This window comes from Streptosporangium roseum DSM 43021, from assembly GCF_000024865.1.
In the GTDB taxonomy this organism is placed as follows: domain Bacteria; phylum Actinomycetota; class Actinomycetes; order Streptosporangiales; family Streptosporangiaceae; genus Streptosporangium; species Streptosporangium roseum.
This window is the reverse complement of sequence record NC_013595.1, coordinates 545,381-571,563: the sequence shown is the minus strand read 5'-3', so window position 1 is coordinate 571,563 and position 26,183 is coordinate 545,381. Positions and strand designations below refer to the sequence as shown.

Here is a 26,183-nt window from a genome sequence, read left to right as displayed (position 1 = left end):
CGAAGACGGAGCGTCAACTCAGAGAAGGCAGCGTGGCCATTCAGCCGTTCAACAAGGCACCTCTCGTGGATCAGGTGCGGGGCACCATCCTCAAGGCCATCCTCGACAAGCAGTTCGTGGACAAACTGCCCAACGAAGACGATCTGGCGGGCATGCTCAACGTGAGCCGCACGACGGTCCGCGGCGCGCTGGCGAGCCTGGAGCGGGAAGGGATCATCACCCGGCGCCGCGCGCTGGGCACGACGATCAACCAGCATGTTCATCCCTCCGCGCTGGCCCTGCAACGACTGGTCGGCTTCACGGACCTGCTGCGGGAGAAGGGGCACGACGTCCATGTCGAGGCGGATCGCTCCAGGGTGGAGCGGCTGCCGAAGGACCTGGTCGCGGCCTTCGGCGACAGCCTCCCAGACGGGGAGACGTTCCTCACCGACACCCGCTTCTACGCCGACGGGCACCTGGCGATCTGCATCCGCGACGCGGTTCCGTGGTCCCTGCTCCAAGACCCCTCCGGCCTGCCCCAGCAGGGCCCGCCCACGCAGTTCGATTTCGCGCGCGCCTATCTGGTCGAGCCCATCGACCACGCGGTCGTCGAGATCCTGGCCACGGTGAGCCGGAGCGGCGAGACACGGCTGCAGATGCCCGAGGGCGAGGCGTTCACCCGGCTCCTGGAACGCCACTACACGCGTGAAGGCCGCATGATGGCCGTGTCGCTCGTCGACGTCGACAACGGTTACGTGGTGTTCGAGGTCGTCCGCCGGATGTGAGCGGTTTCGACGGCCCACCATGTGACCCAGCAGGTGAGGAGCGGTTCGCGTCGGTGACGCGGGCCGCTCCTTTTTTCACGCCGCACGTCTGACTCTCCCGTCGGACCACGGCGCCCAGGCGGCCGGAGGAGAGCGGCCTCGTCGGGCACCTCGCACCCCTGTTCCACTTCTCAGACCAGACATCTTGCCGCTAAAGTCATTTGTAGTACGATAGACAAAGAGAGAGGGAGGTGTCATGGAACTCCTGGATTTCCACCCGGGCGGATACCGCTTCATCAAGGTCGAAGGCGTGTTCCAGTTCTCCAGCGGAGTGGCCGCGGCCCCGGGGTTCGCGTTGGAGCGGGTGCGCTTCGCCCGTCCCGTTCCGCTCGCCGAGGGCTTCGCCGCCGCCGAGAGATATCTGGCGGCCATCGGACGGCCGACCACCGCGTTCGCGGCCTGCGAGCTGAGGTCGTCGGCCCCCTTCACCGAGCAGGGGTTCGTCGACTTCAACCGCGTGTACGTCAAGACCCTGGAACGCTGGGGTCTCTACGCCGACGGCGTCAACCCGGTGGCCCGGACGAACGTCTGCCCCGCCTACGACAAGCCGGAAGTGCCGTCACTGCACGCTTTCTCGTACACGGTCGAGTCCGACAGTCCTCATCCGACCTTCGTGCTGGCGGGCAACGCCGAGTGCGCCCAAGGTCCGGGCGAGTATCGCGACAGCATCGTCCGCCGGGGAGAGACGTCCATCGACGCCATGCGCGACAAGTTGCGTTTCGTCCGGGCGGAGCAGGAGGAGCGGCTCCGTGTGCTCGGCCTCCAATGGAGCCATGTCCTCAGCACTCAGGCCTACACCCTGCACGAGGTGGGACCGCTGCTCCGCGAGGAGATCTTCGCCTACGGCGCCGGCACCGGGGCGGTCACCTGGCACCTGGCCAGCCCGCCGGTGGTCGACTGCGAGTTCGAGATGGACGCGCGTACCGTGCTGCGCGAAATTCTCCTGTGATCCACAGCGGGACGATCACGTCCGGCTCCCGCCGGGCCGGCGCGGGCCGTCACCGGCTCCGTTCCCGGCGCCCGGCAGAACATCATCGGAACGAACCCTCACGTGAAGGGCCGTCATGGCGAAGCAGCAAGTGACATCGGAAGCCGTCAGTTCCCCCAGCGGGCACTTCTCCCAGGCGATCGCGACCCAGGCGCGCGGCAGGCTCCTGTTCCTGTCCGGGATGACGGCGCGCCTGCCCGACGGCACGGTCACCGGGGCGGGCGACATCGACGCGCAGACCCGGCGCGTCTGCGACAACATGAAGAACCTGGTCGAGGCGGCGGGCGGGGCGATGGAGGACATCGTGCGCGTCGACGTCTTCGTCAGGAACATCGAGCACTTCGCGGCGATCCACCGGGTGCGTCGCGAGTACTTCCCCTCGCCACCGCCGGCTTCGACCCTCCTCGAGGTGTCGAAGATGGTCCACCCCGACATGCTCATCGAGATCAACGCCATCGCCGTCATCCAGGACATGTGACGATATGAGACTTACAACCTTCCAGACTCCTCAGGGTGCCACCACCTACGGCGCCGTCACCGACCGTGGCCTGGTCGACCTTGGAGCGCGTCTCGGCACCCGCTATCCCGATCTCAAGTCACTCATCGGCGACGACGCGACGGTGGTCGCGAGCGAGCATCTGGACAAGGTGGACTACGCGGCGTCCGACGTGACCTGGCTCCCGGTGATCCCCAATCCAAACAAGATCATCTGTGTCGGCCTGAACTACGAAGATCACCGAGCCGAGACGGGAAACTCGGTGAGCGCGCAGCCGGCGGTGTTCCTGCGTGTCCCCGAGTCGCAGACCGGCCACGACAGCCCGCTGCTGCGCCCGCGCGAGAGCGACACGCTCGACTACGAGGCCGAGGTCGCCGTCGTCATCGGACGCTCCGGCCGCCGGATCACCCCCGATACGGCCTGGCGCCACGTAGCCGGGCTGAGCTGCTACAACGACGGCTCCGTGCGCGAGTTCCAGCGTCACACGCACCAGTACACTCCGGGTAAGAACTTCCCACGGACCGGCGCCTTCGGGCCCTGGATGGTCACCATGGACGAGATACCCGCCGACAGCGCCCTCACCCTGTCCTGCCGCCTCAACGGCAAGATCATGCAGCACGCGACGACCAGCGAGATGATCTTCTCGATCCCGCGGATCATCTCCTACGTGTCGACGTTCACCACGCTCGCGCCGGGAGACGTCATCGCCACCGGCACTCCGGGGGGCGTCGGAGCGCGCAGGTCACCGCAGGTCTTCATGCGGCCGGGCGACACCGTCGAGGTCGAGATCGACAAGATCGGTGTGCTGCGCAACACGATCTCCGATGACTGAGACCCCGCTCACCGGCCGCTCGCGGAAGGCGGGAAGCCGCCGGACAGGGCAGCGGCTCGCGGCCGGCCTTCCGGGCACCGGAGGGACGGACGGCAGACGGAGCCGGTCATGAGCGATCTCCACTTCCTGGGCATCTCCGAACTCGGCCCGATGCTGGCCGCCCGCGAGCTCTCACCCGTGGAGCTGTGCCAGGCGCTACTGGCCCGTTGCGCGTCATTGGATCCCCTGCTCAACGCCTTCGTCTCGCTTCCGTCGGAGCGCATCCTCGCCGACGCCCGCGTCGCGGAGGAGGAACTGCGTCGCGGGGACGTGCGGGGACCGCTGCACGGCGTGCCGATCGCCGTCAAGGACAACATCGACGTCGAAGGAGAGCGGACCACCGCGGGCTCCAGGGTCCTCGCGGACGCGAGGGCCACCGGCGACGCCGTGATCGTGGCCCGGCTGCGGGCGGCGGGCGCCATCGTCTTCGGGAAGACCAATCTGCCCGAATTCGCCTATGGGCCGCTTGACACCTACCACTACGGGCCGACCCGTAACCCGTGGGACCTGCATCGGTACGCCGGCGGCTCCAGCATGGGGTCCGGCTCGGCCGTGGCGGCGGGCCTGGTGCCGGGTGCCATAGGTACCGACACGACCGGTTCGATCCGTAACCCGGCGGCCTGGTGCGGCGTCGTGGGCCTCAAGCCGACGTTCGGCCGTGTTCCGACGACCGGGGTCGTGCCGCTGGCCCGGACGCTGGACCATGCCGGGCCCATGGCACGCTCGGCGGAAGACTGCGCCGTGCTGTTCGACGCCGTCGCGGACCGTGACCCGGGCCGGGCCGGGGCGTCGCACCGGAAGGGGGCCGGCCGGGCGACGCCGCTCCGCCGCTCCGTGCGCGGCCTCAGGGCCGGGGTGCTACGCGGCTTCCTGTGGGAGCCGCTCAGCGCCGATACGGCCGCCGCCCTGACCGTGGCACTCGTCGCCCTGCAGGACATGGGGCTGGAGGTCGTCGACGTCGAGGTCCCGGCGTGGAAGGCGGCCGTGGAGGCCGGTTCCACCATCCTGGCCTGCGAGGCCTCGGCGGAGTACCGCCGGTTCCTGCGGGAGCGTCCCGGGGACCTGATCCCCCAGATCCGTGAGCGGCTGGAGGGCGGGCTGGCCGTACCCGCGCCCGACTACGTCGACGCCCTGCGCGCCACCCAGCGACTGCGCGCGGAGCTGGACGAACTGTTCACGCGTGTCGACGTCCTCGTCCTGCCGAGCCGTGAACGCACGGCTCCCAGGATGGAGGCCACCGGGAGGCTGACCGAGCCGATCGGCGGACCTCTGTACGCCGTGCCTCTGAACGGGACCGGCCTACCGGCGGTCTCGATCCCCTGCGGCTTCGGCTCGGACGGCCTGCCGATCGGCGTTCAGCTGGCCGGGCCCGCGTGGGGTGAGGCCACGCTGCTGGCGCTCGCCCACGCGTACCAGAAGGTCACCGACTGGCACGCGCGGCGGCCGCGGCCGTAGGGGGCCGGACGCCGCGGGCGTACGGCGCGCCACGATCACGGCGGTCACACGCCCGGCGCGGCCGCCCGGGGCGCGATCCTGGGCGGCGAGCCCGACGGCCTTCCGCTCCCGCCGGTAAGGGCGACGGCGGGCCGCCGTACGCGGATCAGGGTGGGGACAGGGGGCGCGCCGGTCCCCGCCCTGATCCGCACCACCACCCCCCGCCGTCCGTGTCACCTGTCCGTGTCATCTGTCTCTGCTCCCGCGCCATCGCCGCCCCCGTCGGCGGTCACGCGACCGGCCAGACGTTCGTAGCGCTGCCTGGCGGCTTGGGAGGTGCCGAGGCCGAGGCCGAAGGCGATCTCCTGCCAGGTGAGGCCGCGGCCACGCGCCATCAGGAGGAGCCCCGCCTCAAGCTGGTCCATCTCCGCGCGCGCCAGCGGGATGAGGGTCAGGGCCGCGGTGATGTCGGCGTTGTCCACCTCCGGCTCACCCTCCTCCCGCTCCGCGGCGCCACCCGCGAGAACGGACACGATCCTGATGGCCTCATGCGGGCCGAGGACGTCGGGGTGGACCTGCCGGGAGCGCTGCGCCTCGGTCGCCGCGTGCCGCTCGGCGATGCGGAAAAGGGACGCGTACACGCGATGCGCCCGCGCCTGAGCCGGGTTGGGCGGGGCGAAGGGGTCGGAGGTCTGATCAGATTCGGCGTTCATGGGACCAGCATGGTTCTTCCAACGAATTGTTGTCAACAACTTGAAGCAAACAAACTGTTCACACGAAAGCCGCGACCCACTCCATCAAGGAGGGGCACACCCCTGCCGCCGACGCCGGAAGCGGGAGAGAATAGAGCGAAGGCAACGGAGATGATCTGAATGAACACACCGGGTGACGGAGACGATGTTACGGTGACCGACGTGAGTAGCGCACTCGACTACTGGCCGTCCCCACCCCCATGGGGATGGACCGCCGACGACCTCGACCGCCTTCCGGCAGAGGGACCGAACGGCGAGCCCGACTTCTTCAAGCACGTCGAACTGATCGATGGAGCTCTCGTCTTCATGTCCCCCCAGAAGCGCTTTCACGAGCGCATGTTGTTCGGCCTCCGGGTCGCCCTGAACGCTCAGGCTCCCGATCACGTCGCGGCCATTATCGAGATGGACGTCAAGCTCGGACACCGGATGCGACCATGCCCTGACGTGCTGGTCATCGACGCGCAGGCCGCCGACGACGACGATCGGACCTTCTACACCCCCGACGAGGTCCACCTCGTCGCCGAGGTGGTCTCGCCGGAGTCCGAGGACCGGGACCGCAAGACCAAGCCGTTCCGCTACGCCGAAGCCGGGATCGCGCACTTCTGGCGGGTCGAGAACAACGACGGCGGCCCCGTCGTCTACGTCTACGAGCTCGATCCCGCCACCGGCGCCTACGGCCTCACCGGTATCCACCACGGGCGCCTGACCGTCCCGGTCCCCTTCCCCATCGACATCGATCTGGACAAGCTGCCCCGCTAGGAGGCCTGGGCGGCGGCCTTGGCGGCGACCGGCAGCGCGTCGGCCACGCGGGACAGGGCCTCGTCGTCGTGGGCGGCCGACAGGAACCAGGCCTCGTAGGCCGACGGGGGCAGGTAGACGCCCTGGTCGAGCATGGCGTGGAAGAAGGCCCGGTAGGCGGCGGTGTTCTGCTTCTGGGCCCCGTCGAAGTCGGTGACCTGGTCCTCGGTGAAGAAGACGGAGAACAGGCTGCCCGCGCGCTGCAGGCGGTGCGGCACCCCGGCGGCGGCCAGGGCGTCGGCGGCGGCGCGGCCGATGACCAGGGCGGAGGCGTCGACCCGGTCGTAGACCTCGTCGTCGCAGGCGCGCAGGGTGGCCAGCCCGGCGGCGCAGGCCAGCGGATTACCGGACAGGGTGCCGGCCTGGTAGACCGGCCCTTCCGGAGCGAGGTGGGCCATCACGTCGGCGCGGCCGCCGAACGCGGCGGCGGGCAGGCCGCCGCCCATGACCTTGCCGAAGGTCATCAGGTCGGCGTCCACCGGGTCCAGCCCGTACCATCCGGCCTCCGACACCCGGAAACCGGTGAGCACCTCGTCGATGATCAGCAGGGCGCCGTGCGCGGTGCAGAGCTCGCGCAGCGTGGCGTTGAACCCGTCCAGCGGCGGGACGACGCCCATGTTGGCCGGGCAGGCCTCGGTGATCACACACGCGATCTCGGCGCCGAAGGCCCGGAAGGCCTCCGTCACGGCCTCGACCGAGTTGTAGGGCAGCACCACCGTGTCGGCGGCCGAGGCGCCGGTCACGCCGGGGGTGTCGGGCAGGCCGAAGGTGACCAGGCCGGACCCCGCCGAGGCGAGCAGGGCGTCCACGTGGCCGTGGTAGCAGCCCGCGAACTTGACGACCTTGGAGCGGCCGGTGAAGCCGCGGGCCAGCCGTACCGCGGACATGGTGGCCTCGGTGCCCGAGCTGACCAGGCGGACCTTCTCCACCGGCTCCACCCGGGCGACGATCTCCTCGGCGAGCTCGACCTCGCCGGGCGTCGCCGTACCGAACGAGGTGCCCGCCGCCAGGGCGTTCTGCAGCGCCTCGACCACGGCCGGGTGACGGTGCCCGAGGATCATCGGCCCCCAGGAGCAGACCAGGTCCACGTAGCGGTTGCCGTCCACGTCGGTGATGTAGGGCCCCTGGCCGGAGGCCATGAAACGGGGGGTCCCACCGACGGCCCCGAAGGCGCGGACCGGAGAGTTGACACCTCCCGGGACGATCTCACGTGCGCGGGCGAACAGGTCCTCGGAGTTCTCAGTACGGCTCACGCCTTCCAGGGTAGTCATCGGGGGGACAGCCCCCGCCAGAGACGGTGATCCGATCCGCCGGTACGGCCGGGGCCGGGATCCGGGTGGGCCGCCTCTCCCGGCCGTCCGGGTGGGCCGCCTCTCCCGGCCGGAGGCTCCCGGTCCGGCGGTCGGAGGCCCACCGTCCTCGTCCAGGCACGCCCGGACCGTCCGGACGCGCGCAGGCGCACCGTACGGGGCTGTCCTGAAGTGGGAGGCAACGCGGGACCGTCCGGGCGCGCGCAGGCGCACCGCCGGTATCGGTGATCTGCCCTCGGGCGTGATCGGGCCGTCCGGGCGCGCAGGCGCACCCGGGGTCGGCGAGTTCCCGGAATCCATCCCAGAACGGGACACCAGCCCCGGGACGGCGGGACACGGGGTGCGGGATCCTTCGGGCATGGCAGTGACGACACCCCCTGCCCGGGGGCCGGGAGCCCGGCCGTCCGGCGTCCACCTCGTGCTCAACCGCACCCTGGTGTACGGCGGGCTGGCGGTGGTCACCGGCGGGATCTACTCCGGGCTGACCTGGCTGGTCACCATGTTGGCCGGCAGTCAGGACGCGGTGGCCGGACTGGTCGCGGCACTGTCCGCGGGCGCGGTCTTCCACCCGGCGCGGCTGCGCCTGCAGCGAGGCGTGGACCGGTTGCTCCGGGTCGAGCGCGACCCCTACCGGGTGGCCGACCGGTTGAGCCGCACCCTGCAGGAGGCCGTCGACCCCGCCGAGGGGCTGGTCACCGCCGCGGCGCTGGTGCGCCAGGCGCTCCGTGCCGACGGCGTCGCCGTCGAGGTCCACGACGGGCACACCGGGGTCGTCGTCGACGGCGAGCTGGGAGACCGGCCGGTCGAGACACCGCTGGTCTGGCACGGGGAGCCGGTCGGGCGACTGCTCAGCAGCGGGTCCGGCACCTCGCCGGACCTGCTGGACGCGCTGGCCCGGCACCTGGCGGAGCTGGCGCACGCCGTACGGCTCACCGCCGACGTGCGGCGCTCCAGGGAGCGCATCCTCACCACCCGGGAGGAGGAGCGCCGCAGGCTCCGCCGCGACCTGCACGACGGGCTGGGGCCGACGCTGGCCAGCCTGGCGATGACCGTGGACGAGGCCAGGCTCCGGCTGGAGCGAGATCCCGAGGCCGTGGAAGGGCTGCTGATCCGCGTGCGCGACCAGATGGGCACCGCGATCATCGACGTCAGGGACCTGGTGTACGGCCTGCGCCCGCCCGCGCTGGACGACCTCGGCCTGGTCGGCTCGCTGCGCGCGCTGGCCGACGCGCCGGGGCCGAGGGTGGACATCGCGGTGGTCGGCCCGCTGGGCGACGTGCCCGCGGCGGTGGAGGTGGCGGCCTACCGGATCGCCCAGGAGGCGCTCACCAACGTCCGCCGCCACGCCCAGGCCACCACCGCCCTGGTCCGGGTCGAACTGGTCCGGGCCGGGACGGATCACGCCGGGGTGGAGCAGACCGGGCCACCGGCCGCCGGAGGCGGGTCCGACAGGTCCGGCGGCGCGGAGGACGGCGGAGGCGGGTCCGACAGGTCCGGCGGCGCGGAGGACGGCGGCGCGGCAGGCCGCAGGGCGGCGGGCACCGGGGCGGCGGCGCGCGGCGAGCTGCGGCTCTCGGTCGCCGACGACGGGATCGGCCTGCCGGAACGGGTCCGCGGCGGCGTGGGACTGGTCTCCATGCGCGAGCGGGCGGCGGAGGCGGGCGGCTCGTGCATGGTCGGGCCGCGTCCCGGCGGCGGCACCGAGGTCATCGTCCGGCTCCCCCTCGAAACGGAGAAACCATGACCTCCCCCAGGTACGGAGCCGACGCCCCCTCCCCGACGGACGGAGACGCCACGGCCTCCCCCACATATGAAGACGCCACGCCCTCCCCCACATACGGAGACACCACGACCTCCCCCGTGGACGGAGACGCCACGCCCTCCCCCCCATATGAAGACGCCACGCCCTCCCCCACATACGGAGACACCACGACCTCCCCCGTGGACGGAGACGCCGCAGGTGGCCGGTGGCGGAGGGCGCTGGCCGTGCTCGTCTGGACCGGGGCGGTGCTGGCGCCGGTGTGCAACCTCCTGGCGGTCCGGTTGAGGGAGCTGAGCGCCTCGACCTGGGCCGACCCCTTCGTCACCATGGACCCGACCGTCGTCCTGTTCCCCGCGGCCGGCGCGTTCCTCGTCACCCGCCGGCCCCGGCTGCTCGTCCCCTGGCTGCTGTGGGGCAGCGGGGTGATCGGCGGTCTTTACTACCTGGTCTACAGCGGTGCCCACTGGCTCTACCTCACCGACCCCGGAGGGCTCACCCCCTACCTCGCGTGGCTGGGGCTGTGGCTGTGGCTGTGGCACGTGCCGGTGTACATCTCGCTGCTGCCGCTGCTGTTCCCCGACGGCCGGCTGCCCTCCTGGCGCTGGCGGCCGGTCCTGTACGCCAACCTGATCCTCATGGCCGGGCACTCCCTGTTCCTGGGACTGGCCCCGGATCCCGAGTTCGAGAGCCAGCTCCCGGTCGCGAACCCGTTCGGCGTCGAGGCGCTGCGCGAGATCTCACCGGCTGTGGAGTCGTACATCGGCGCCCCGATGATGGCGCTCACCGCGCTCGGCGTGCTCTCACTGGCCTTCCGCTACCGGGCGGGCGACACCGAGCTCCGGCGCCAGATCGGCTGGTACGTCGCCGCACTGGTGGTGGTCCTGGTCTCCTGGGTCCTCCGGGTGATGACCGGCTCGTGGCTGCTGATCGCTCTGGAGGCCGTCGTCATCGTCGTACTCCCCCTGTCGATCATCGCGGCGGTGCTGCGCTACCGCCTCTACGGCATCGACATCGTGATCAACCGGACGCTGGTCTACGGCTCCCTGGTCGCGGTCACCGGAGGGGTCTACTTCGGACTGATCTGGCTGGCCAATGCCCTGGCCAGCGACCTGGGCTCCGTCGCGGGGGCGGTCGCGGCGCTGGCCGTGGGCGGGGTCTTCCATCCGGCGCGGCTGCGCCTGCAGCGGGTGGTGGACCGGATGTTCGCCGTCGAGCGCGACCCCTACCGGCTCGCCGACCTGCTGGGCCGTACCGGGCAGGGGGCGCAGGACCCGGCGGCGGCGCTCGGCGAGGTCGTGGCAGTGATCCGCGGGGCGCTGGGCGCGACCGGGGTCGGCGTCGAGGTCCGCACCGGGTGGGGTGGCCCGGCGCGCGTGTTCCGCGACGGGGAGCTACGGCTCGGGACGCAGGAGGTGCCGCTGCTCTGGCACGCCGAGCGGGTGGGAACCCTGCTGGTGGCGGGGGCGTGGCCGGGCCGCGAGCCGCTGGCCGTGCTCGCCCGGCACCTGGCCGAGCTGGCGCACGCCGTACGGCTCACCGCCGATCTGCACCGTTCCCGGGAGCGCATCCGGACCACCCGCGACGAGGAGCGCCGCCGGCTGGGCAGGGAGCTGCACGACGGGCTGGGCCCGGCGCTGACCAGCGTCACGCTCACCCTCGACGAGGCGCGCAGGCGGCTCGACACCGATCCGCGGGCCGTCGAGAAGCTGCTGGTCCGGGTCCGCGAGGAGATGACCGCGACGATCGCATCGGTCCGCGAGCTGGTGTACGGCCTGCGCCCGCCCGCACTGGACGACCTGGGCCTGGAAGGGGCGCTGCGGGCCTCCGCCGGGGAGACCGCGGTGACGGTGGACGGCGCGCTGGACGACCTGCCCGCCGCCGTCGAGGTCGCCGCCTACCGCATCGCCCAGGAGGCGCTCACCAACGCCCGGCGCCACGCCGGCCCGGCCACGGTCCTCATCCGGCTGCGCCGCCTGCCGGGCGAGCTGCGCGTGGAGGTCGCCGACGACGGGGTCGGCCTGCCCGAAAGCCCGGCCGCGGGCGTCGGGCTGACCTCGATGCGCGAGCGGGCGGCCGAGGTGGGAGGCTCGTGTGTGATCGGCCGCAGGCCGGGCGGCGGCACGGAGGTGACCGCCAGGTTGCCGACGGAGGAGGCCACGTGATCACCGTGCTGATCGTGGACGACCACCCGGTCTTCCGGCAGGGCCTGCGCGGCCTGCTCTCGGCCATGGAGATCGAGGTCGTGGGGGAGGCCTCCGGCGGGCAGGAGGCGGTGGCGCTGGCGGCCGAGCTCCAGCCGGACGTGGTCGTGATGGACCTGCAGATGCCCGGCGGCAACGGCGTCGAGGCGACCAGGACGATCGTCAGGACCAGCCCGCGGATCGGGGTGCTGGTGCTGACCATGTTCCGCGACGACGACTCGGTGTTCACCGCCATGCGCGCCGGGGCGCGCGGCTACCTGCTCAAGGAGGCGGGCGCCGAGGAGATCGGCCGTGCCGTGCACGCCGTCGCGGCGGGCGAGGCCATCTACGGCCCGGAGATCGCCCGGCGCGTCCTGACCTACTTCGCCGGCATGCCCGATCCGTCGCGTACCGCCTTCCCCGAGCTCACCGAGCGGGAGCGGGAGGTGCTCGAACTGGTCGCCCAGGGCAGAGGCAACAACGAGATCGCCGGGATCCTCTTCCTGTCCGGCAAGACCGTGCGCAACCACGTCTCCAACATCTTCATGAAGCTCCAGGTGGCCGACCGCGCCCAGGCCATCGTCCGCGCCCGCGAGGCCGGTCTGGGCGGCTCCGGATGACCCGGCCCGCCGCCTGAGCCCGCGGCCCGCCGGCGGGCCTCAGTCGCAGAGGTCGGCGAGCCAGTCGAGGACGCGGAGCGGGTCGGGCAGCGGGCGGCCGTCCGGCGGGCGCAGCCACGAGCCGGTCCGGCCGGACGGCAGGGCCGAGGGCGGGGCGAGGACGTAGCTGTCACGGCAGTGCCAGCGCAGGCCGGGCATCTCGTCGATGGTGGCCGGCCCGAAGTCGAGGGGACAGGACCACCATTCGTCCTCGTCCTCGGCGACGTTGCGCGTGGCCACATAGAAAAGGACCCGGTCGCCGTTCGCGGCGACCGGGCCCGTTGCGGATCCGGCGGAGTCCATTCCCGCGAGGGCGGTGAGCCCCGCGGCGGCAGGTACGTCGAACACGTCGAAGACGCGGCCCGTGGGGAGGATCACATTCGCCTCGGGCTCCCGCTGCCACCAGTGGGTGAGCAGGGTGGGGTCGGTGGTGGCCTGCATCTGCCAGGCCACCGAGAGCGGATGCGCGCCCGGGTCGGGACAGCCGACGCGGTCGCAGGAACAGGCGCGGGAACCGCTCTGCAGCGGCCGCGCGCCGGGACAGCTCGCCCAGCCCAGAGCGGCGTACTCCAGCACGGAGCTGATCGTCTGTTTCGGGTGAGCACGTCGCCTGCCACGACGAGTCAGCGGTACCCCCACCATTGTGTCCTCCGTCGTCTGCCCATCCCGGGTGCCCCCCGGATGCGATGACATATCCACATTCTGGTTAGCAAGGGAAGTCAGACAGCCAGGGTCTACGCCACCTGGGACACATCCGCACCGGTACTCGCACTCTAACGCACAGACCACCCGAGTAAGCGGCAAACCCCCAGTTCTCGGCATGTGCCGCTGGTCTCACTGGAGCTTCTTGGCCACCTCGGTCGCCCAGTAGGTGAGGATCATGTCGGCCCCGGCCCGGCGGATCGCGACCAGCGACTCCATGATCGCCCGGTCCCGGTCGATCCAGCCGTTCGCCGCCGCGGCCTCGATCATGGCGTACTCCCCGCTGACCTGGTAGGCGGCCACCGGCACGTCCACCGCGTCACGCACCTGGCGCAGGATGTCGAGGTAGGCCAGCGCGGGCTTGACCATCACCCAGTCGGCGCCCTCGTCGAGGTCCAGCCGCACCTCGCGCAGCGCCTCGCCGACCGGGCCCGCCGCGTCCTGCTGGTAGGCGTTGCGGTCGCCGAACTGCGGGGCGCACTCGGCCGCCTCCCGGAACGGCCCGTAGAACGCCGAGGCGTACTTGACCGCGTAGGCGAGGATCGGGATCTGCTCGAAGCCGTCGGCGTCCAGCCCCGCGCGGATCGCGGCGACCTGGCCGTCCATCATGCCGCTGGGCGCGATGACCTGCGACCCGGCGCGGGCCTGGGACACCGCGGCGGCCGCGTAACGCTCCAGGGTGGCGTCGTTGTCGACCTCGCCGCCGGGCGTCAGGATGCCGCAGTGCCCGTGGTCGGTGAACTCGTCCAGGCAGGTGTCGGTCATCACGACCAGCGCGTCGCCCACGTCGGCGACCACGTCGGCGACGGCCTGCTGGACGATCCCGTCAGGGTCGTCGGCCGCCGACCCCCGCGCGTCCTTCACCGCGGGTATGCCGAACAGGATGAGCCCGCCGACCCCCGCCTCGGCCGCCTCATGGGCGGCCTTGCGCAGCGAGTCACGGGTGTGCTGGAACACCCCGGGCATCGAGCCGATCGGGTTCGGCTCGCCGATGCCCTCCTTGACGAACAGCGGCAGCACCAGCTCCGCCGGGTGCAGTCGGGTACCGGCGACCATACGGCGCATCGCCGCCATACGGCGGAGCCTGCGCGGACGCGCGATGGGGAACTGAGCACTCATCTGAATCCTTCCAGGGTGGAGATCCCGGGCTTTGGCTCTGGGAGGGGACACGGCGCGGTGCCACGCGACCCGTTGACGTGTCCGGCGGTGACGACGGCCATGCCACCGCGCGGGTGATCGGCAGTGCCCTCGCCGGTGGCGAGGTGGAACGCCTGTGGAGGCGGCGTGGGACCCGAGCGGCGCGAGCCGGGCGGGTGGTTGCCAGTGAAGCAGGGAAACCGGCCCGTGAGGGTCGGAATCCCCGGCTTGGGGCGTGGGGAAGATGTCAAGATCTCTCCCTCTCCCCGCCAGGGGCGGCGGAGACCGGGGAATCGTATTCAGATGTGACGTGCACGCGCGCGGGGACCGTCACGGACGCCTCGTTCCCCGGGCGTCCGCGACGGTTCCAGATTACTTGGCGCGGCGCCGGGCACCTCTCCGGGTCTGGGAGGGCCTGCGCGGGACGTCTCCGGCCGCGAGCGCGGCCTGCCGCTGCTTGGCGCCGTACTCGGCCAGCGCCGCCGCGAGGGCCGAAGCCGACGGCCTGTCGGCCATCACGTCGACGCGGAGCCCGAACTCCTCGGCGGTCTTGGCGGTCTGCGGGCCGATCACGGCGATGACCGTGACGTTGTGCGGCTTGCCCGCGATGCCCACCAGGTTGCGCACGGTGCTCGACGAGGTGAACAGCACCGCGTCGAACCCGCCGCCCTTGATGGCCTCCCGGATCGGCGCGGGCGGCGGCGCCGCGCGGACGGTCCGGTAGGCGGTCACGTCGTCGCACTCCCAGCCGAGCTCGGTCAGCCCCGCGACCAGCGTCTCGGTCGCGATGTCGGCCCGGGGCAGCAGCACCCGGTTGATCGGGTCGAGCATCGAGTCGTACGGCGGCCACTCGGCCAGCAGGCCGTCCGACGACTGCTCGCCCGACGGCATGAGGTCCGGCTTGACGCCGAACTGCACCAGCGCCCGCGCGGTGGCCTCGCCGACGGCCGCGACCTTGAGCCCGGCGAACGCGCGGGCGTCCAGGCCGTACTCCTCGAACTTCTCGCGCACGGCCTTGACCGCGTTCGAGCTGGTGAACGCCACCCACTCGTAGCGGCCGGTGACCAGGCCCTTGATCGCCCGGTCCATCTGCTGCGGGGTGCGCGGCGGCTCGACGGAGATCGTGGGGACCTCCTCCGGCACCGCGCCGTAGGAGCGCAGCTGCTCCACCAGGCCGGCCGACTGCTCCTTGGTCCTGGGTACGAGCACCCGCCAGCCGAACAGCGGCTTGGTCTCGAACCACGACAGCTGGTCACGCATGCCGACGGCCTCGCCGACCACGATCAGCGCGGGCTCGGTCATCCCGGCGTGCTTGAGGTCGGGCGCGATCCGGCCGAGCGTGGTCACCACGGTGTACTGCTCGGTGGTGGTGCCCGCGCTGCTGATCGCGACCGGCGTCGAGTCCGGCCGGCCCGCGGCGATCAGCGCCTTGCCGATCGCGACGGCCCCGGAGACGCCGTTGTAGATCACCAGGGTGCCGGCGCCCGTGGCGTGGGCGCTCCAGTCGTCGACCTGGGTCGCGTCCACGACCCGGAACTCCGGCACCGCCACCGCGGCGGGGATGCCCGCGTAGGTGAGCACCGCCGTCGCCGGGGGCACGCCCGGCACGATCTCGAAGTCCACCTCCGCCTTGGCGCAGGCCGCGACCTCCTCGGTGATCGAGGAGAAGAACATCGGGTCGCCGGCGCAGAGCCGCACGACGACGCGCCCGCCCTTGGCCGCTGTGACGGTTCTCAGCGAGACCGCGTCCTCGTCGGCGGCTTCGACGACCTCGACGCCCTCCCGGCAGTGGCGCAGCAGCGTGCCGTACGCCTCCTGGTCGAGCACGACGACGTCGGCCTTCGAGAGCAGGTCGGCGCCACGGAGCGTGAGCAGGCCCTCGTCACCGGGGCCCGCCCCCACGAAGGCGACGAACCCGGCCGGGCGCTCGAAGGTGGTACTTCCGGAGCTCAATGTGCTTGCTCCCCTATCAACGTGCCTGCCCCTTCGGCGATCATCTCTGCCGCGAGGTCGCGGCCGAGATCCATGGGCGCCGAAAGGGTCCCGGCGGTGGACTTGCGCACCGCCCGCTTGCCGTCGACGGCGACGACAGCGGCGGTCAGAATCAGATTTTGCCCGTCATCGGCCGAGTACGCACCAACCGGGGCCGCGCACCCCGCTTCCAGGGCGTTGAGCACCGCGCGCTCGGCGGTCACCGCGGCGCGGGTCCGGGCGTCGTCGAGCACACTCAGGAACTCGATGAGGTCGGTCCGGTCGGCCCGGCACTCCACGGCCAGTGCTCCCTGCCCGGGGGCCGGGAGCATCTCCTCCACCTCGAAGACCTGGGAGATCTCGGCCTCACGGCCCAGCCGTCCGAGCCCGGCGGCGGCCAGCACGACACCCTGCAGCTCACCGGAGGTGACCTTGCCGATCCGGGTGTCGGCGTTGCCGCGGATCGGGACGTATTCGAGGTCGGGGCGGAGCACCCTGAGCTGGGCGATCCTGCGGGGAGACCCGGTGCCGACCTTCGAGCCGGCCGGCAGGTCGGCCAGCTTCGCCGTGCTCACCAGCGCGTCCCTGGGGTCGTCACGCGGCGGGATCGCCGCGATGACCACGCGCGGGTCCTGCGTGGTGGGGAGGTCCTTCAGCGAGTGGACCGCGAAGTCGATCTCGCCGTCGATCAGCTTGTCGCGCAGCGCGCTGACGAAGACGCCCGTCCCGCCGAGCTGGGTGAGATTGGCCTTGGTGACGTCGCCGAAGGTGGTGACGCCGACGAGCTCGACGGCCCGGCCGGTCAGCTCGGTCAGCCGTGCGGCGACCAGCCCCGACTGGGTCGTGGCCATCAGGCTCCGCCTCGTGCCCAGCCTGAGCGGAGAGGAGACGCTGCTCACCTGCCCACCTCCTTCTTACTCGTCTCGGCGTCGATCCTTTCGATACTTCTCACCGCACGGGGAACCTTCGGGTCCAAATCGAACAGCTCACGCAATGCCTCCGCATAATGATCGCCTGCCGGAGACTCCGCGAGCTGTTTGACACGCACGGTGGGCTCATGGAGCAGTTTGTCGACCACGCGCCTGATTGTCTGCGTGACCTCGTCCCGGACCCGCCCGTCGAGCTCGGGGACCCGGGCGACGAGCCGCCCGAGCTCCGCCTCGACCACGTCGGCCGCCTTGCTCCGGAGCGCGACCACGGTCGGCGTCACCCGCGCGGCGCGCTCGGCCGACAGGTAGGCCGCCACCTCGTCGGCGACGATCCCGCGCACGGCGACGACCGCCTCGGCGCGCCCACCGTCGTCGGTCTCCGCGTCGGCCGCGCCGTCCTGCATCGACTCCAGGTCGACGAGGGTGACGCCGGGCAGCCGCCGTACGGCGGGGTCCACGTCGTGAGGGAGCGCGAGGTCGAGCAGGAACATCTCCCTGGCCACGACCATGTCCGCGGTGATGACCACGTCGGTGGCGCCGGTGCACGAGATGACCAGGTCGGCCTGGGCCAGCTCCCGCGCCAGGTCGCCGAGCTCGGCGGCCCGGCCGCCCACCGTCTGGGCCAGCCGTACCGCGCGGTCGTGGGTGCGGTTGACCACCACGATGTCGGTGACGCCCGCCCGCTGCAGGGTCGCGGCCGACAGGGCGCTCATCGAGCCGGCGCCGACCACCAGGGCGCGCTTGCCCTGGATCGGGCCGAGCACGCGCTCGGCGAGGGTGAGGCCCACGCCCACGAGGGAGGCGCCCGCCCGGTCGATGCCGGTCTCGGTGTGGGAGCGCTTGCCGACCCGCAGCGCCTGCTGGACGAGCTCGTTGAGCGTCGGTCCGAGCGTGCCCTGCTCCTGGGCGAGCTTGAGGGCCGAGCGGACCTGGCCGAGGATCTGCCCCTCGCCCAGGACCATCGAGTCGAGGCCCGAGCCGACCGAGAACAGGTGCTCGACGGCGCGGTCCTCGTAGTGCACGTAGAGATGGTTCGACAGCTGCTCCATGGGGACACCCGAATGGATGCTGAGCAGCTCGGAGATCGCGGTCACCGCGGCGTGGAACCGGTCCACCTCGGCGTAGACCTCGACCCGGTTGCAGGTCGAGACGGCCATGACCTCGGCGACGCACGCGTCCTGCTGAACCGCGTGGAGCAACTTGACCAGCGCGTCACCGGAGACGGACACCCGCTCCAGCAGGGCCACCGGAGCCGTCCGGTGGCTGAGGCCGACCACGAGGACGCTCATCGGCCCGCCTCGGCTCTCCGTGGACGTCGACGGGCCCGACCGCCCGCGTCCTTCCGGGAAATGCGGCGTCCCCGGGCTCGCTCATCGCGCTCGCTCACAGGTCCACCGCCTCGGGCCACTCCTCGGCCATCGCAGGCCCCCCAGTCATCCGATCCGTTTTGCGCTGTTCATGGAACGCAAGGATCTGCAGTTCAATCGATAGGTCGACTTTACGGATATCGACGCCTTCAGGCACGGCGAGTACGACGGGGGCGAAGTTCAGGATGCTGGTGACCCCCGCGGCGATGACCCGGTCGGCCACCTGCTGGGCCGCCGCTGCCGGCGTCGCAAGCACCACGATCGACACTCCCCGCCGCTTTATCACGGCTTCCAGCTCGTCGATGTGCTCCACATTCAATCCCGCGATATGGTCGCCCACCACCTCGGGGTCGGCGTCGAGGAGGGCGGCGACCCGGAATCCTCGGGAGACGAACCCGCCGTAATTGGCCAGTGCACGACCGAGGTTACCCACTCCGACGATGGCAACGGCCCAGTCCTGGGTCAGGCCCAGCTCGCGGGAGATCTGGTAGATGAGGTATTCGACGTCGTAGCCGACCCCGCGGGTGCCGTAGGAGCCCAGATGGGAGAGGTCTTTGCGGAGCTTGGCCGAGTTGACCCCGGCGGCGACGGCGAGATCCTCCGAGCTCACGGTCGCCAGGCCCCGCTCGGCCATGCCGTTCAGCGCGCGCAGATAGAGCGGCAGCCGGGCGACGGTCGCCTCGGGTATGCCACGTTCACGAGCTTGGGACAGACGGCGGATCACGTGCCGGAGCTCCAGGGGGACAGGCGGCCGGCGCGGCCCGGACGCGACGGATGACGAGGTGAGGCCACTGTCTTTCAGGTTAGTCCCTTTGTGAACCGGTGCACAAAGTGGGGGTTCGCGGCCTCGGCCGCGGCGCTGACGGCGAGCGCCCTTCCGTCGCCCCGCCGGCCGCGGAAGGATCGCTCTTCCGGTACCAGAAGCGTAACCTGCCTGGTCCTCGCGGGGTTTCTCACCGATTGCGGAAAGGGAGGCCGCCTGCGCACGCTCGCGATTCGGCTACCGTGGCGGGCATGGCACCGCAGGACCACCGCATCACATTGCTCGGCAAGCCCGGCTGTCACCTGTGCGACGACGCGCGGACGGTGATCGAGCGGGTCGCCACGGAGCTGGGTGTCCCCTGGGAGGAGCGCGACATCACCGCCTCCGAGGAGGACCAGGACAAATACTGGGAGATGATCCCGGTCACCCTCGTCGACGGTGTCCAGCACGACTTCTGGCGCGTCGACGAGAACCGCCTGCGCGCCGCGCTCAGAGCCTGAAGGCCATCGGGAGCGGCATCACCTTCGCGGCGTTGACGTTGAGCTCGATCACGTTGGTGGCGAGCACCATGTTCTGCCGCTCGCTGACGAAACGCTCCACGTGCGGCTGGCGCTGGTGCTCGGTGTAGGCGACCTCGTCGCGGTAGAGCTCGTAGACGATGCGCTGGAGCGGGGCCGACTTCACCGAGTGGCACACGTAGACGAGCGTGTCGGGCTCGGAACGGCGGACGGCCTCAAGCGTCTCCTCGGCCAGCCGGTCGAACGCCTCTCCGGTGCCGTCGATCAGGGTGAACACGGTCAGCAGGCCGAAGATGCCGGGTGACGGGCGGGAGGAGCCGCCCGGCTGGTCGGCCGCCGCGCCCGGATAGGCGGAACCGGCCGCGGGCTGGCCGCCGAGGCCCGGAGCGGCACTCTGGCCGTAACCGGTCGGGCCGCCGAGACCGCGGTCCGGCGCCTGGCCGTACCCCGGAGCGCCGCCGAGTCCCTGATCGGAGCCCTGGCCGTACCCCGGAGCGCCGCCGTACCCCGGAGCGGCGCTCTGGCCGTAACCGGTCGGGGCGCCGAACGCCTGGTCGGCGGGCATGGGCTGGAGGCTGCCGCCGGGCTGGGCGCCGTGGAGCGGGTCGGGCCTGGCGAACTCTCCGGTGCTGGGGCCCGTCGGCCTGCCCGGGCCCGCCGGGCCGCCGGCGGCGGGAGCGGTGGGCCTGCCGTACTCGTTGACCGGCACGTCGTACTCACCGGTCGCCTGGTTGCCCGGCGGCATGCCGAACTGGCCGGTCATCGGGGGTTGCCGGGTGTATTCACCGCCGCCCGCGGGCTGGCCGGGGGACGGCATGCCGTACTCGCCGGCCATGAACGTGCCGGTGGCCGGGCCGCCGAACGGGTCGCCCTGGACGGGGGGCTGCCGCTGCATGCGCGCCGCGTAGTCGACGTCCTGCTCGCCCGCGCGGTATTCGGCCACCAGGTCGCCGAGCCCGGAGCGGCGGGGCGACTCCTCGGGCAGGGCGCGGCGGCCGGCGACCTGCACGTCCCGGGGCTCGGACGCCGCGCGGCGGCCGACCGGCCGCCGGTCCTCCCAGTCGTCCTCCGGCTGGTCGTCCTCGTCCTCGTCCTCGTAGGGCGCGAGCGGGCGGAGCACGACGTACCAGACCGCGGCGGCGGTGACGAAGAGGAGGAGCGCGGTGAACAGCCCGGGGACCGTGAAGCTCACGGCGCCGATCAGGGCCAGGCCGGTCGGGCCGAGCGCCAGGAGCGCGTGCATGTTGTCGGCGTCGTAGTCGTCGCCCCCGCGCCAGCGCAGGACCGCGAGCACGACGCCGCCCAGCAGGACGAGCGCGACGCCGACGTGGGCGGCGCCGAGCAGATAGCCCGGCAGCAGTCCCCAGTGGCGTCCGCCGGGCGGGAGGGACTTGGTGAACGTGGTGTCCTGGAGGATCGGGTCGACCATCATGATCACCGAGGCGATGATGGTGAGCGCGATCCCCACGAGCCAGGAGGCGAACCCGGCACCGGACTTGCGCGCCAGCAGCTGGACGGTGCCGATGGCCAGCCACAACGGGGCCAGCAATGATCCGGTCAGCTGATAAACCCGGAATGTGGTTGCCCCGAACCCAACTAAATGGCCGGTTGCGATTACTCCGAGTGACAGGCAGAGGGCCGCCGTCGTGATACTCCAGGCGATCAACCACCCCTTGGGCTCGGCGCGGAGCCGACCGATGAGGGCGACAGTGGCAATGGCTGCGAGCAACGCACCGGCAAACGCGATGACAGCGACGAGGACTTCCATGGTGTCTCCAATGCTGCCGGACATTACCCCCCAACCGGTAGCCGAACTGGTAGTTGACTCACCGGTCCGGCCCAAAACAACCGGCCCCATACGGTATCGGCCGATTACCCCTAGTCACGACGTTACGAAGTGGATTGTGGAATTTCCCGTTGATTTCTAGAGTGGGCGAGCACGCCGCACCCCCTCCCCCACAGGGATAACGGATGCCAGACACGTGGCCATTCGCCGGGCCTCTCCCCACAGTCTCCGGGGTGGCCCAGCCTGTCCGCAGGAACGAGCTCGCCGTACGCGAGGATGCCTCGGAGGATCTCCGGAGGCTCGTTCTGCGTGCCAAAACCGGAGACGCCGATGCGTTTGGCACGCTCTACGACCGCTATCTCGATCTCGTTTACCGCTACATCTACTTCCGGGTCGGGTCCCACCCGCTGGCCGAGGATCTCACGAGCGAGACCTTCCTCCGCGCACTTCGCCGAATCGCCGACTTCACCTGGCAGGGACGTGATTTCGGGGCCTGGCTCGTGACCATCGCCAGGAACCTGATCACCGATCACTTCAAGTCCGGCAGGTACCGCCTTGAGGTTTCGACGGCCGAGGTGATCGACATCCCGCTCGACGGCCCGCACATCCCGGAGAACGCCGTCGTCACCGCCATGATCAACGATCGGGTGCTCAGCGCCGTCCGCGACCTCGGTCCCGAGCAGCAGGAGTGCGTGGTGCTGCGCTTCCTGCACGGCATGTCCCTGGCGGAGACCGCGCTCATCATGGGCAAGAAGAGCGGGGCGATCAAGGCGCTGCAGTTCCGGGCGATCCGGGCACTCGCCCGCGCACTCCCCTCGGACCTCAGCTGAGCTCGTCCGGGATGCCGATGATGACGTATCGCGTAACCTGCCGCGCCGAGCCGTCGTTAGGCAAGTGACACCGATGGATCATGAGCTGGGGGCGGCAGGGAGCGTTCATGGGTAAGTGGCTGCCCGGAATCTCACGGAGATCGCAGGCGCGCATCCAGAACCGCGTGTCGAGGCTCGGCGCCCGGATGGGAGGCGGCCCCCGTCCGGAGTTCCGCTCCGAACTCCGCACGCGCCTCGTGAACACATCCGGCCCGGAGGACCCGCCCGCCGAACGGGCCGCCCCGGTCCGGCCGAGGCCGCGCCCGGGCCTGCTGGTCCAGTTCCTGAGCCTGAGCCTGGCGGCCACGGTGGTCATGGCGGGGCTGGCGACCTACCGGTCGATGCCGGGCGACACGCTCTACCCGCTCAAGCGCGCCGCCGAGAGCACGCTGTTCCACCTGAGCACCGACGACGCCGAGCGGGCGGGCCGCTCCTTCGACTACGCGGAGACCCGCGCCCACGAGGTCGAGGAACTCCTCGGCTCCAGCCGGCGCCCGAACCGTCTGATCAAGGAGACCCTCCAGGACATGGAGGACACCACCCGCTCCGCGATCACCTCACTCACCCGGGTACGGCGCCGCGACGCGAAAAGTGAGGCGAAGAGCACAGGCCAGCTCAAGCGGTTCGTCCAGAAGCAGCGCAACCAGATCGAGGGGATGCTCCCCAGGATGGACGTGGAGGAACGGCGCCGGGCACACGGCTACCTCAACTACATCGAGGGCCTGGCCCCGCCCGAATAGCCGGGTCCCGCCCGGCCGGAAGTCCTCGCCGCCCCCGTCCGGACGTTCTCGCCCCGACCCGGCAGGACTCCGCGCCGCCGCCGTGACATCCCCTTCTGCTAACGCGATGTACACCGTTTTCACCCGCCTGTGCCGGTTAAGCTGAGAGGCTATGAAACGGCTGAGACGACGGCAGGACGACGGACCGGAGATAGCCGGAGAGGTGGCGGCCGCGGCGGCCGTCGCGATGCCGATGGCCGATCCCGACCCGACCGCCGCCGCCTTCTTCGACGTCGACAACACCATGATGCGCGGCGCCTCCATCTACCACTTCGCCCGGGGGCTGGCCTCCCGTGGCCTGTTCACCACCAAGGACCTGCTCAAGTTCGCGCTCGGCCAGGCGGTGTTCCGGGTCCGCGGCGACGAGAACCCCGAGCACATCGCCCAGGCCAGGGAGACCGCGCTGGCGTTCGTGGCGGGCAGCAGGGTGGAGGAGATCGTCCGTCTCGGCGAGGAGATCTTCGACGAGGCCATGGCCGACCGGATCTGGCCCGGCACCCGTGCCCTCGCGCAGAGCCACCTGGACGCCGGTCAGCGTGTCTGGCTGGTCACCGCGACCCCGGTGGAGCTCGCCCGCGTGATCGCCCAGCGGCTCGGGCTGACCGGCGCCCTCGGCACCGTCTCCGAGACCGTGGACGGCGTCTACACCGGCCGCCTGGTCGGCGACCTGCTCCACGGGCCCGCCAAGGCGGAGGCGGTCCGGGCGCTGGCCCGCCGGGAGGGCCTCGACCTGTCCCGCTGCTCGGCCTACAGCGATTCGGCCAACGACCTGCCGCTGCTCTCCCTGGTCGGCCACGCCACCGCGATCAACCCCGACGGCGAGCTGCGCGAGCACGCCCGCGAGAACAAGTGGGACATCAAGGACTTCCGCACCGGCCGTAAGGCCACCATGATCGCTCTGCCCATCGCCGCGGGCGCCGGAGCCGTCGCCGGCGGGGTGGCGGCCGCGGTCGCCCTGCGCCGCCTCTACCGCTCCAAGTGAGCCGCCTCCACCGCTCCGGGTGACCGCCGTCACCGCCCCGGATACCCCTCCACCGCTCGGGGCTGCCCTCCGTACGGCGGGCGACCGTCCCGCACGGCTCCGGACGACCCTCCACACCGTCTCCGCAGCTCCGGGCGACCCTCAGCTACCGCTCCCGGTGACCGCCCACACGGCGGGCGACCCGGTCCAGCAGATCGCTCAGGGCCTGGTTGACGGCCTCCGGCCGTTCGAGCCCGATCATGTGACCGGCACCGGGGAGCACGGTCAGTCCGGCGCCGGGGATGCTCCGGGCGATGCGCCGGCTGTGGACGGGCGGGGTGAGCCGGTCACGGTCGCCGACCATGACCAGCGTCTCCACCGAGCCGAGCGCGGCCAGCGCGGCCAGCTTGTCGTGGACGAGGAAGTCGCGGAAGAAGCCGACCATCACCTCGGTCGGGGTGGCCGCGGCCATGCCGTTGACGAAGTGGACGTGCGCGCGCGGCGCGCGGGGGCCGAAGGCGATGTAGCGGGTCACCGGCAGGTTCGTGCGTGACTTGAGGGCGGAGCTGCGGTCGATGGCCGCGGCACGGGTCAGCATGCGGTCGAACACGACCGGGGTGACGCGCGGGGCGAGCCGGCCGATCGGCCCGGGGAGCCCGAACGTGCTGTCGGCCAGCCGGCCGGACGAGGTGCTCAGCAGCGCCACCCCGGCCACGCGTGAGGCGAAGGCGGCGGGGTGCCGTCCCGCGAACGCCATGATCGTCATACCGCCCATCGAATGGCCGACGAGCACCACCGGCAGCCCTTCGGGGACGGCCTGTTCGATCACCGCGGCCAGGTCGTCGCCGAGCCGGTCGACCGTGCACGCGTCGAGGGCCCCGGCCGAGGAGGCTCCGTGCCCGCGCTGGTCGTAGAAGATCAGGGTGGCCCTGCCGGCCAGCGCCTCCCGCTGGAAGTGCCAGCAGTGCCGGTTCATCACCCAGCCGTGGGCGAGGACCACGGCGAACTCGGGCGACTCGGCCTCCTCCACGTCCACCGCGAGCCGTACCCCGTCGTCGGTGACGACGGTGACCGGCCTCCCCCGGTGCCCGCCGAGCGCCGTCTCCGCGTGCGCCCCGCGCCGCCGCGTGGCGATCCCCAGCGCCGCTCCCAGGGCGAGCCCGGCGACAAGGGCCCTTCCGGCGGTACGGCGTGCGCCCATGACCACTCCCCGCGTTCGGAGGCTCGATGCTGAGCACACCATACCTACCGGAAGCACCCACTGTTAGACGCGATGCCTAATAAAAATCGGCGCGCCCGCTCACCCCTGAGAGAGTCCGCTCGCTTTCGGAAAGAGCGGCCGGAAGGGTCAGAAGAAAGGGGGGAAGGCGTGGCCGCGCTGGAGGCGGAGCTCGTTCAGCTGCTGCTGGATGACCTCGCGGACCTGGTCGGTGAGGTTGAAGACCAGCATGGGGTCGTCCGCGTCCGCGGGGTCGAACTGGTCGGTGCGGATGGGCTCGCCGAAACCGATCATCCACTTGGACGGCAGCGGCACCAGGCCGAGGGGGCCGAGCCAGGGGAACAGCGGGGTGATCGGCAGGTAGGGCAGGCCCAGCGCCCTGGCCAGGAAACGCAGGTCGCCGACCTTGGGATAGATCTCCTCCGCACCCACGATGGAGCAGGGGACGATCGGGACCCCGGCCCGGATGGCGGAGGCGACGAACCCCCCGCGGCCGAAGCGCTGCAGCTTGTAGCGCTCGGAGAACGGCTTGCCGACCCCCTTGAAGCCCTCGGGGAAGACGCCGACGAGCTCACCCTTGCGGAGCAGGCGGTCGGCGTCGTCGCGGCAGGCCAGGGTGTGACCGGTCTTACGGGACAGATGACCGAGCAGCGGGAGCTGGTAGACCAGGTCGGCGCCGAGGAGACGGACGGCGCGGCGCTCGGGGTGGTCGTCGTGCAACGCCACCTGGAGCATGAGCCCGTCCAGCGGGAGGGTGCCCGAGTGGTTGGCGACCACGAGGGCGCCGGAGTCGCCGGGCACGTTGTGCATGCCGACGGTCTCGACCCGGAACCAGTGCCGGTAGAGCGGGCGGATCAGCTCCAGCAGCACCTTGTCGGTGAGCTCGGGGTCGAAGCCGAATTCGTCGACCTCGTACTCCCCCGTGACGCGACGGCGCAGGAAGGCGAGCAGCTCGGCGAGGCCGCGGTCGCGGTCGCCGTCCTCATCGGGCGCGGGCCCCCGCCCGGACGGCTCCCCCTCGGACGACGGCGGCTCGTCCTCGGACGACGGAGACCCGTGCGAGGAGCGGGCCCGGGTGATGGGAATCACCTGGGCGTCGTCCGTCTCGGCGGACTCACCTGCCATCTCG

At 71.4% G+C, this 26,183-nt stretch carries 24 protein-coding genes; 13 read left to right on the top strand and 11 right to left on the bottom strand.

Annotated features, from left to right (window positions below):
• Positions 1–32: 32 nt before the first annotated feature.
• The 5 genes from SROS_RS45620 to SROS_RS02640 all read left to right on the top strand — a co-directional run bounded on the left by SROS_RS45620 (position 33) and on the right by SROS_RS02640 (position 4,613).
• A complete protein-coding gene (locus SROS_RS45620) occupies positions 33–764 on the top strand; it encodes a GntR family transcriptional regulator (RefSeq protein ID WP_012887333.1) in 732 nt (243 codons plus the stop codon).
• Between the two features lie 235 nt (positions 765–999).
• Positions 1,000–1,752 (top strand): 2-amino-5-chloromuconate deaminase CnbZ, encoded by a 753-nt coding sequence (cnbZ, locus tag SROS_RS02655; RefSeq protein ID WP_012887332.1) that lies wholly within the window; start codon positions 1,000–1,002, stop codon positions 1,750–1,752.
• Between the two features lie 115 nt (positions 1,753–1,867).
• A complete protein-coding gene (locus SROS_RS02650; protein ID WP_012887331.1) occupies positions 1,868–2,269 on the top strand; it encodes a RidA family protein in 402 nt (133 codons plus the stop codon).
• A 4-nt stretch (positions 2,270–2,273) separates the two neighbouring features.
• Positions 2,274–3,119, top strand: coding sequence for a fumarylacetoacetate hydrolase family protein (locus tag SROS_RS02645; RefSeq protein WP_012887330.1), 846 nt, complete (start codon positions 2,274–2,276; stop codon positions 3,117–3,119).
• Between the two features lie 108 nt (positions 3,120–3,227).
• Complete coding sequence (locus SROS_RS02640; RefSeq protein ID WP_012887329.1) at positions 3,228–4,613, top strand: amidase; 1,386 nt, start codon at positions 3,228–3,230, stop codon at positions 4,611–4,613.
• A 212-nt stretch (positions 4,614–4,825) separates the two neighbouring features.
• Here SROS_RS02640 and SROS_RS02635 read toward each other — a convergent pair whose 3' ends face one another.
• A complete protein-coding gene (locus SROS_RS02635) occupies positions 4,826–5,305 on the bottom strand; it encodes a hypothetical protein (protein WP_012887328.1) in 480 nt (159 codons plus the stop codon).
• A gap of 192 nt (positions 5,306–5,497) precedes the next feature.
• Between SROS_RS02635 and SROS_RS02630 the strand changes: the two genes are divergently transcribed.
• Entirely contained in the window at positions 5,498–6,103 is a 606-nt protein-coding gene (locus SROS_RS02630) for a Uma2 family endonuclease (protein WP_012887327.1), read from the top strand.
• Here SROS_RS02630 and hemL read toward each other — a convergent pair.
• Positions 6,100–7,413: a glutamate-1-semialdehyde 2,1-aminomutase gene (gene hemL / locus SROS_RS02625; protein ID WP_012887326.1), complete on the bottom strand. Its 1,314-nt coding sequence runs from the start codon at positions 7,411–7,413 to the stop codon at positions 6,100–6,102. The two genes, SROS_RS02630 and hemL, sit on opposite strands and share 4 nt — an antisense overlap.
• Before the next feature lie 397 nt (positions 7,414–7,810).
• On the opposite strand from hemL, the gene SROS_RS02620 reads away from it, so the two are divergent.
• From SROS_RS02620 to SROS_RS02610, 3 genes are all read left to right on the top strand, one after another.
• Positions 7,811–9,196: a sensor histidine kinase gene (locus tag SROS_RS02620; protein ID WP_012887325.1), complete on the top strand. Its 1,386-nt coding sequence runs from the start codon at positions 7,811–7,813 to the stop codon at positions 9,194–9,196.
• 197 nt (positions 9,197–9,393) lie between these two features.
• Complete coding sequence (locus tag SROS_RS51935) at positions 9,394–11,376, top strand: sensor histidine kinase (protein ID WP_245564548.1); 1,983 nt, start codon at positions 9,394–9,396, stop codon at positions 11,374–11,376.
• Complete coding sequence (locus tag SROS_RS02610) at positions 11,373–12,014, top strand: response regulator transcription factor (protein WP_012887323.1); 642 nt, start codon at positions 11,373–11,375, stop codon at positions 12,012–12,014. The genes SROS_RS51935 and SROS_RS02610 overlap by 4 nt, the downstream gene beginning before the upstream one ends.
• Before the next feature lie 39 nt (positions 12,015–12,053).
• On the opposite strand, the gene SROS_RS02605 is transcribed toward SROS_RS02610, so the two are convergent.
• From SROS_RS02605 to SROS_RS02580, 6 genes are all read right to left on the bottom strand, one after another.
• Positions 12,054–12,695, bottom strand: coding sequence for a bifunctional DNA primase/polymerase (locus SROS_RS02605; protein WP_012887322.1), 642 nt, complete (start codon positions 12,693–12,695; stop codon positions 12,054–12,056).
• 192 nt (positions 12,696–12,887) lie between these two features.
• Positions 12,888–13,874 (bottom strand): porphobilinogen synthase, encoded by a 987-nt coding sequence (hemB, locus tag SROS_RS02600; RefSeq protein WP_012887321.1) that lies wholly within the window; start codon positions 13,872–13,874, stop codon positions 12,888–12,890.
• 390 nt (positions 13,875–14,264) lie between these two features.
• Positions 14,265–15,845 carry a bifunctional uroporphyrinogen-III C-methyltransferase/uroporphyrinogen-III synthase gene (locus SROS_RS02595; protein ID WP_012887320.1) on the bottom strand — a complete coding sequence of 527 codons (1,581 nt, stop codon included), beginning with the start codon at positions 15,843–15,845 and terminating at the stop codon, positions 14,265–14,267.
• Complete coding sequence (hemC, locus tag SROS_RS02590; RefSeq protein WP_245564706.1) at positions 15,842–16,714, bottom strand: hydroxymethylbilane synthase; 873 nt, start codon at positions 16,712–16,714, stop codon at positions 15,842–15,844. Before hemC ends, SROS_RS02595 begins: the two co-directional genes overlap by 4 nt.
• A gap of 44 nt (positions 16,715–16,758) precedes the next feature.
• Positions 16,759–18,081, bottom strand: a complete 1,323-nt coding sequence (locus SROS_RS02585; protein ID WP_012887318.1) for a glutamyl-tRNA reductase — start codon at positions 18,079–18,081, stop codon at positions 16,759–16,761.
• Positions 18,082–18,175: 94 nt separating this feature from the next.
• On the bottom strand, positions 18,176–18,883 hold the full coding sequence (locus SROS_RS02580; protein ID WP_012887317.1) for a redox-sensing transcriptional repressor Rex: 708 nt from the start codon (positions 18,881–18,883) through the stop codon (positions 18,176–18,178).
• A 290-nt stretch (positions 18,884–19,173) separates the two neighbouring features.
• Here SROS_RS02580 and SROS_RS02575 point away from each other — a divergent pair, with 290 nt between their 5' ends.
• On the top strand, positions 19,174–19,422 hold the full coding sequence (locus SROS_RS02575) for a glutaredoxin family protein (protein ID WP_012887316.1): 249 nt from the start codon (positions 19,174–19,176) through the stop codon (positions 19,420–19,422).
• Here SROS_RS02575 and SROS_RS53675 read toward each other — a convergent pair.
• On the bottom strand, positions 19,412–20,989 hold the full coding sequence (locus SROS_RS53675) for a putative quinol monooxygenase (protein WP_148268926.1): 1,578 nt from the start codon (positions 20,987–20,989) through the stop codon (positions 19,412–19,414). The genes SROS_RS02575 and SROS_RS53675 overlap by 11 nt on opposite strands.
• 470 nt (positions 20,990–21,459) lie before the next feature.
• On the opposite strand from SROS_RS53675, the gene SROS_RS02565 reads away from it, so the two are divergent.
• The 3 genes from SROS_RS02565 to SROS_RS02555 all read left to right on the top strand — a co-directional run bounded on the left by SROS_RS02565 (position 21,460) and on the right by SROS_RS02555 (position 23,856).
• Positions 21,460–22,056, top strand: coding sequence for a sigma-70 family RNA polymerase sigma factor (locus SROS_RS02565; protein WP_245564547.1), 597 nt, complete (start codon positions 21,460–21,462; stop codon positions 22,054–22,056).
• Between the two features lie 107 nt (positions 22,057–22,163).
• Positions 22,164–22,835 (top strand): DUF5667 domain-containing protein, encoded by a 672-nt coding sequence (locus SROS_RS02560; protein ID WP_012887313.1) that lies wholly within the window; start codon positions 22,164–22,166, stop codon positions 22,833–22,835.
• Between the two features lie 151 nt (positions 22,836–22,986).
• Positions 22,987–23,856, top strand: coding sequence for an HAD family hydrolase (locus SROS_RS02555; RefSeq protein WP_012887312.1), 870 nt, complete (start codon positions 22,987–22,989; stop codon positions 23,854–23,856).
• A 145-nt stretch (positions 23,857–24,001) separates the two neighbouring features.
• Here SROS_RS02555 and SROS_RS02550 read toward each other — a convergent pair whose 3' ends face one another.
• Together SROS_RS02550 and SROS_RS02545 are read right to left on the bottom strand one after the other, a co-directional pair.
• Positions 24,002–25,036, bottom strand: coding sequence for an alpha/beta fold hydrolase (locus SROS_RS02550; protein WP_012887311.1), 1,035 nt, complete (start codon positions 25,034–25,036; stop codon positions 24,002–24,004).
• A 147-nt stretch (positions 25,037–25,183) separates the two neighbouring features.
• Entirely contained in the window at positions 25,184–26,179 is a 996-nt protein-coding gene (locus SROS_RS02545) for a lysophospholipid acyltransferase family protein (RefSeq protein ID WP_012887310.1), read from the bottom strand.
• Between the last annotated feature and the right edge of the window lie 4 nt (positions 26,180–26,183).

What these genes read in the sequence shown, in the direction of transcription:
- SROS_RS02585 (WP_012887318.1), bottom strand. Translation starts at nt 18,081, where the DNA reads ATGAGCGTCCTCGTGGTCGGCCTCAGCCACCGGACGGCTCCGGTGGCC.
- hemB (WP_012887321.1), bottom strand. Translation starts at nt 13,874, where the DNA reads ATGAGTGCTCAGTTCCCCATCGCGCGTCCGCGCAGGCTCCGCCGTATG.
- SROS_RS02650 (WP_012887331.1), top strand. Translation starts at nt 1,868, where the DNA reads ATGGCGAAGCAGCAAGTGACATCGGAAGCCGTCAGTTCCCCCAGCGGG.
- SROS_RS02545 (WP_012887310.1), bottom strand. Translation starts at nt 26,179, where the DNA reads ATGGCAGGTGAGTCCGCCGAGACGGACGACGCCCAGGTGATTCCCATC.
- cnbZ (WP_012887332.1), top strand. Translation starts at nt 1,000, where the DNA reads ATGGAACTCCTGGATTTCCACCCGGGCGGATACCGCTTCATCAAGGTC.
- SROS_RS02550 (WP_012887311.1), bottom strand. Translation starts at nt 25,036, where the DNA reads ATGGGCGCACGCCGTACCGCCGGAAGGGCCCTTGTCGCCGGGCTCGCC.
- SROS_RS02640 (WP_012887329.1), top strand. Translation starts at nt 3,228, where the DNA reads ATGAGCGATCTCCACTTCCTGGGCATCTCCGAACTCGGCCCGATGCTG.
- SROS_RS02560 (WP_012887313.1), top strand. Translation starts at nt 22,164, where the DNA reads ATGGGTAAGTGGCTGCCCGGAATCTCACGGAGATCGCAGGCGCGCATC.
- SROS_RS02620 (WP_012887325.1), top strand. Translation starts at nt 7,811, where the DNA reads ATGGCAGTGACGACACCCCCTGCCCGGGGGCCGGGAGCCCGGCCGTCC.
- hemC (WP_245564706.1), bottom strand. Translation starts at nt 16,714, where the DNA reads ATGGCCACGACCCAGTCGGGGCTGGTCGCCGCACGGCTGACCGAGCTG.
- SROS_RS02575 (WP_012887316.1), top strand. Translation starts at nt 19,174, where the DNA reads ATGGCACCGCAGGACCACCGCATCACATTGCTCGGCAAGCCCGGCTGT.
- SROS_RS02645 (WP_012887330.1), top strand. Translation starts at nt 2,274, where the DNA reads ATGAGACTTACAACCTTCCAGACTCCTCAGGGTGCCACCACCTACGGC.
- SROS_RS02555 (WP_012887312.1), top strand. Translation starts at nt 22,987, where the DNA reads ATGAAACGGCTGAGACGACGGCAGGACGACGGACCGGAGATAGCCGGA.
- hemL (WP_012887326.1), bottom strand. Translation starts at nt 7,413, where the DNA reads ATGACTACCCTGGAAGGCGTGAGCCGTACTGAGAACTCCGAGGACCTG.
- SROS_RS02635 (WP_012887328.1), bottom strand. Translation starts at nt 5,305, where the DNA reads ATGAACGCCGAATCTGATCAGACCTCCGACCCCTTCGCCCCGCCCAAC.
- SROS_RS02605 (WP_012887322.1), bottom strand. Translation starts at nt 12,695, where the DNA reads ATGGTGGGGGTACCGCTGACTCGTCGTGGCAGGCGACGTGCTCACCCG.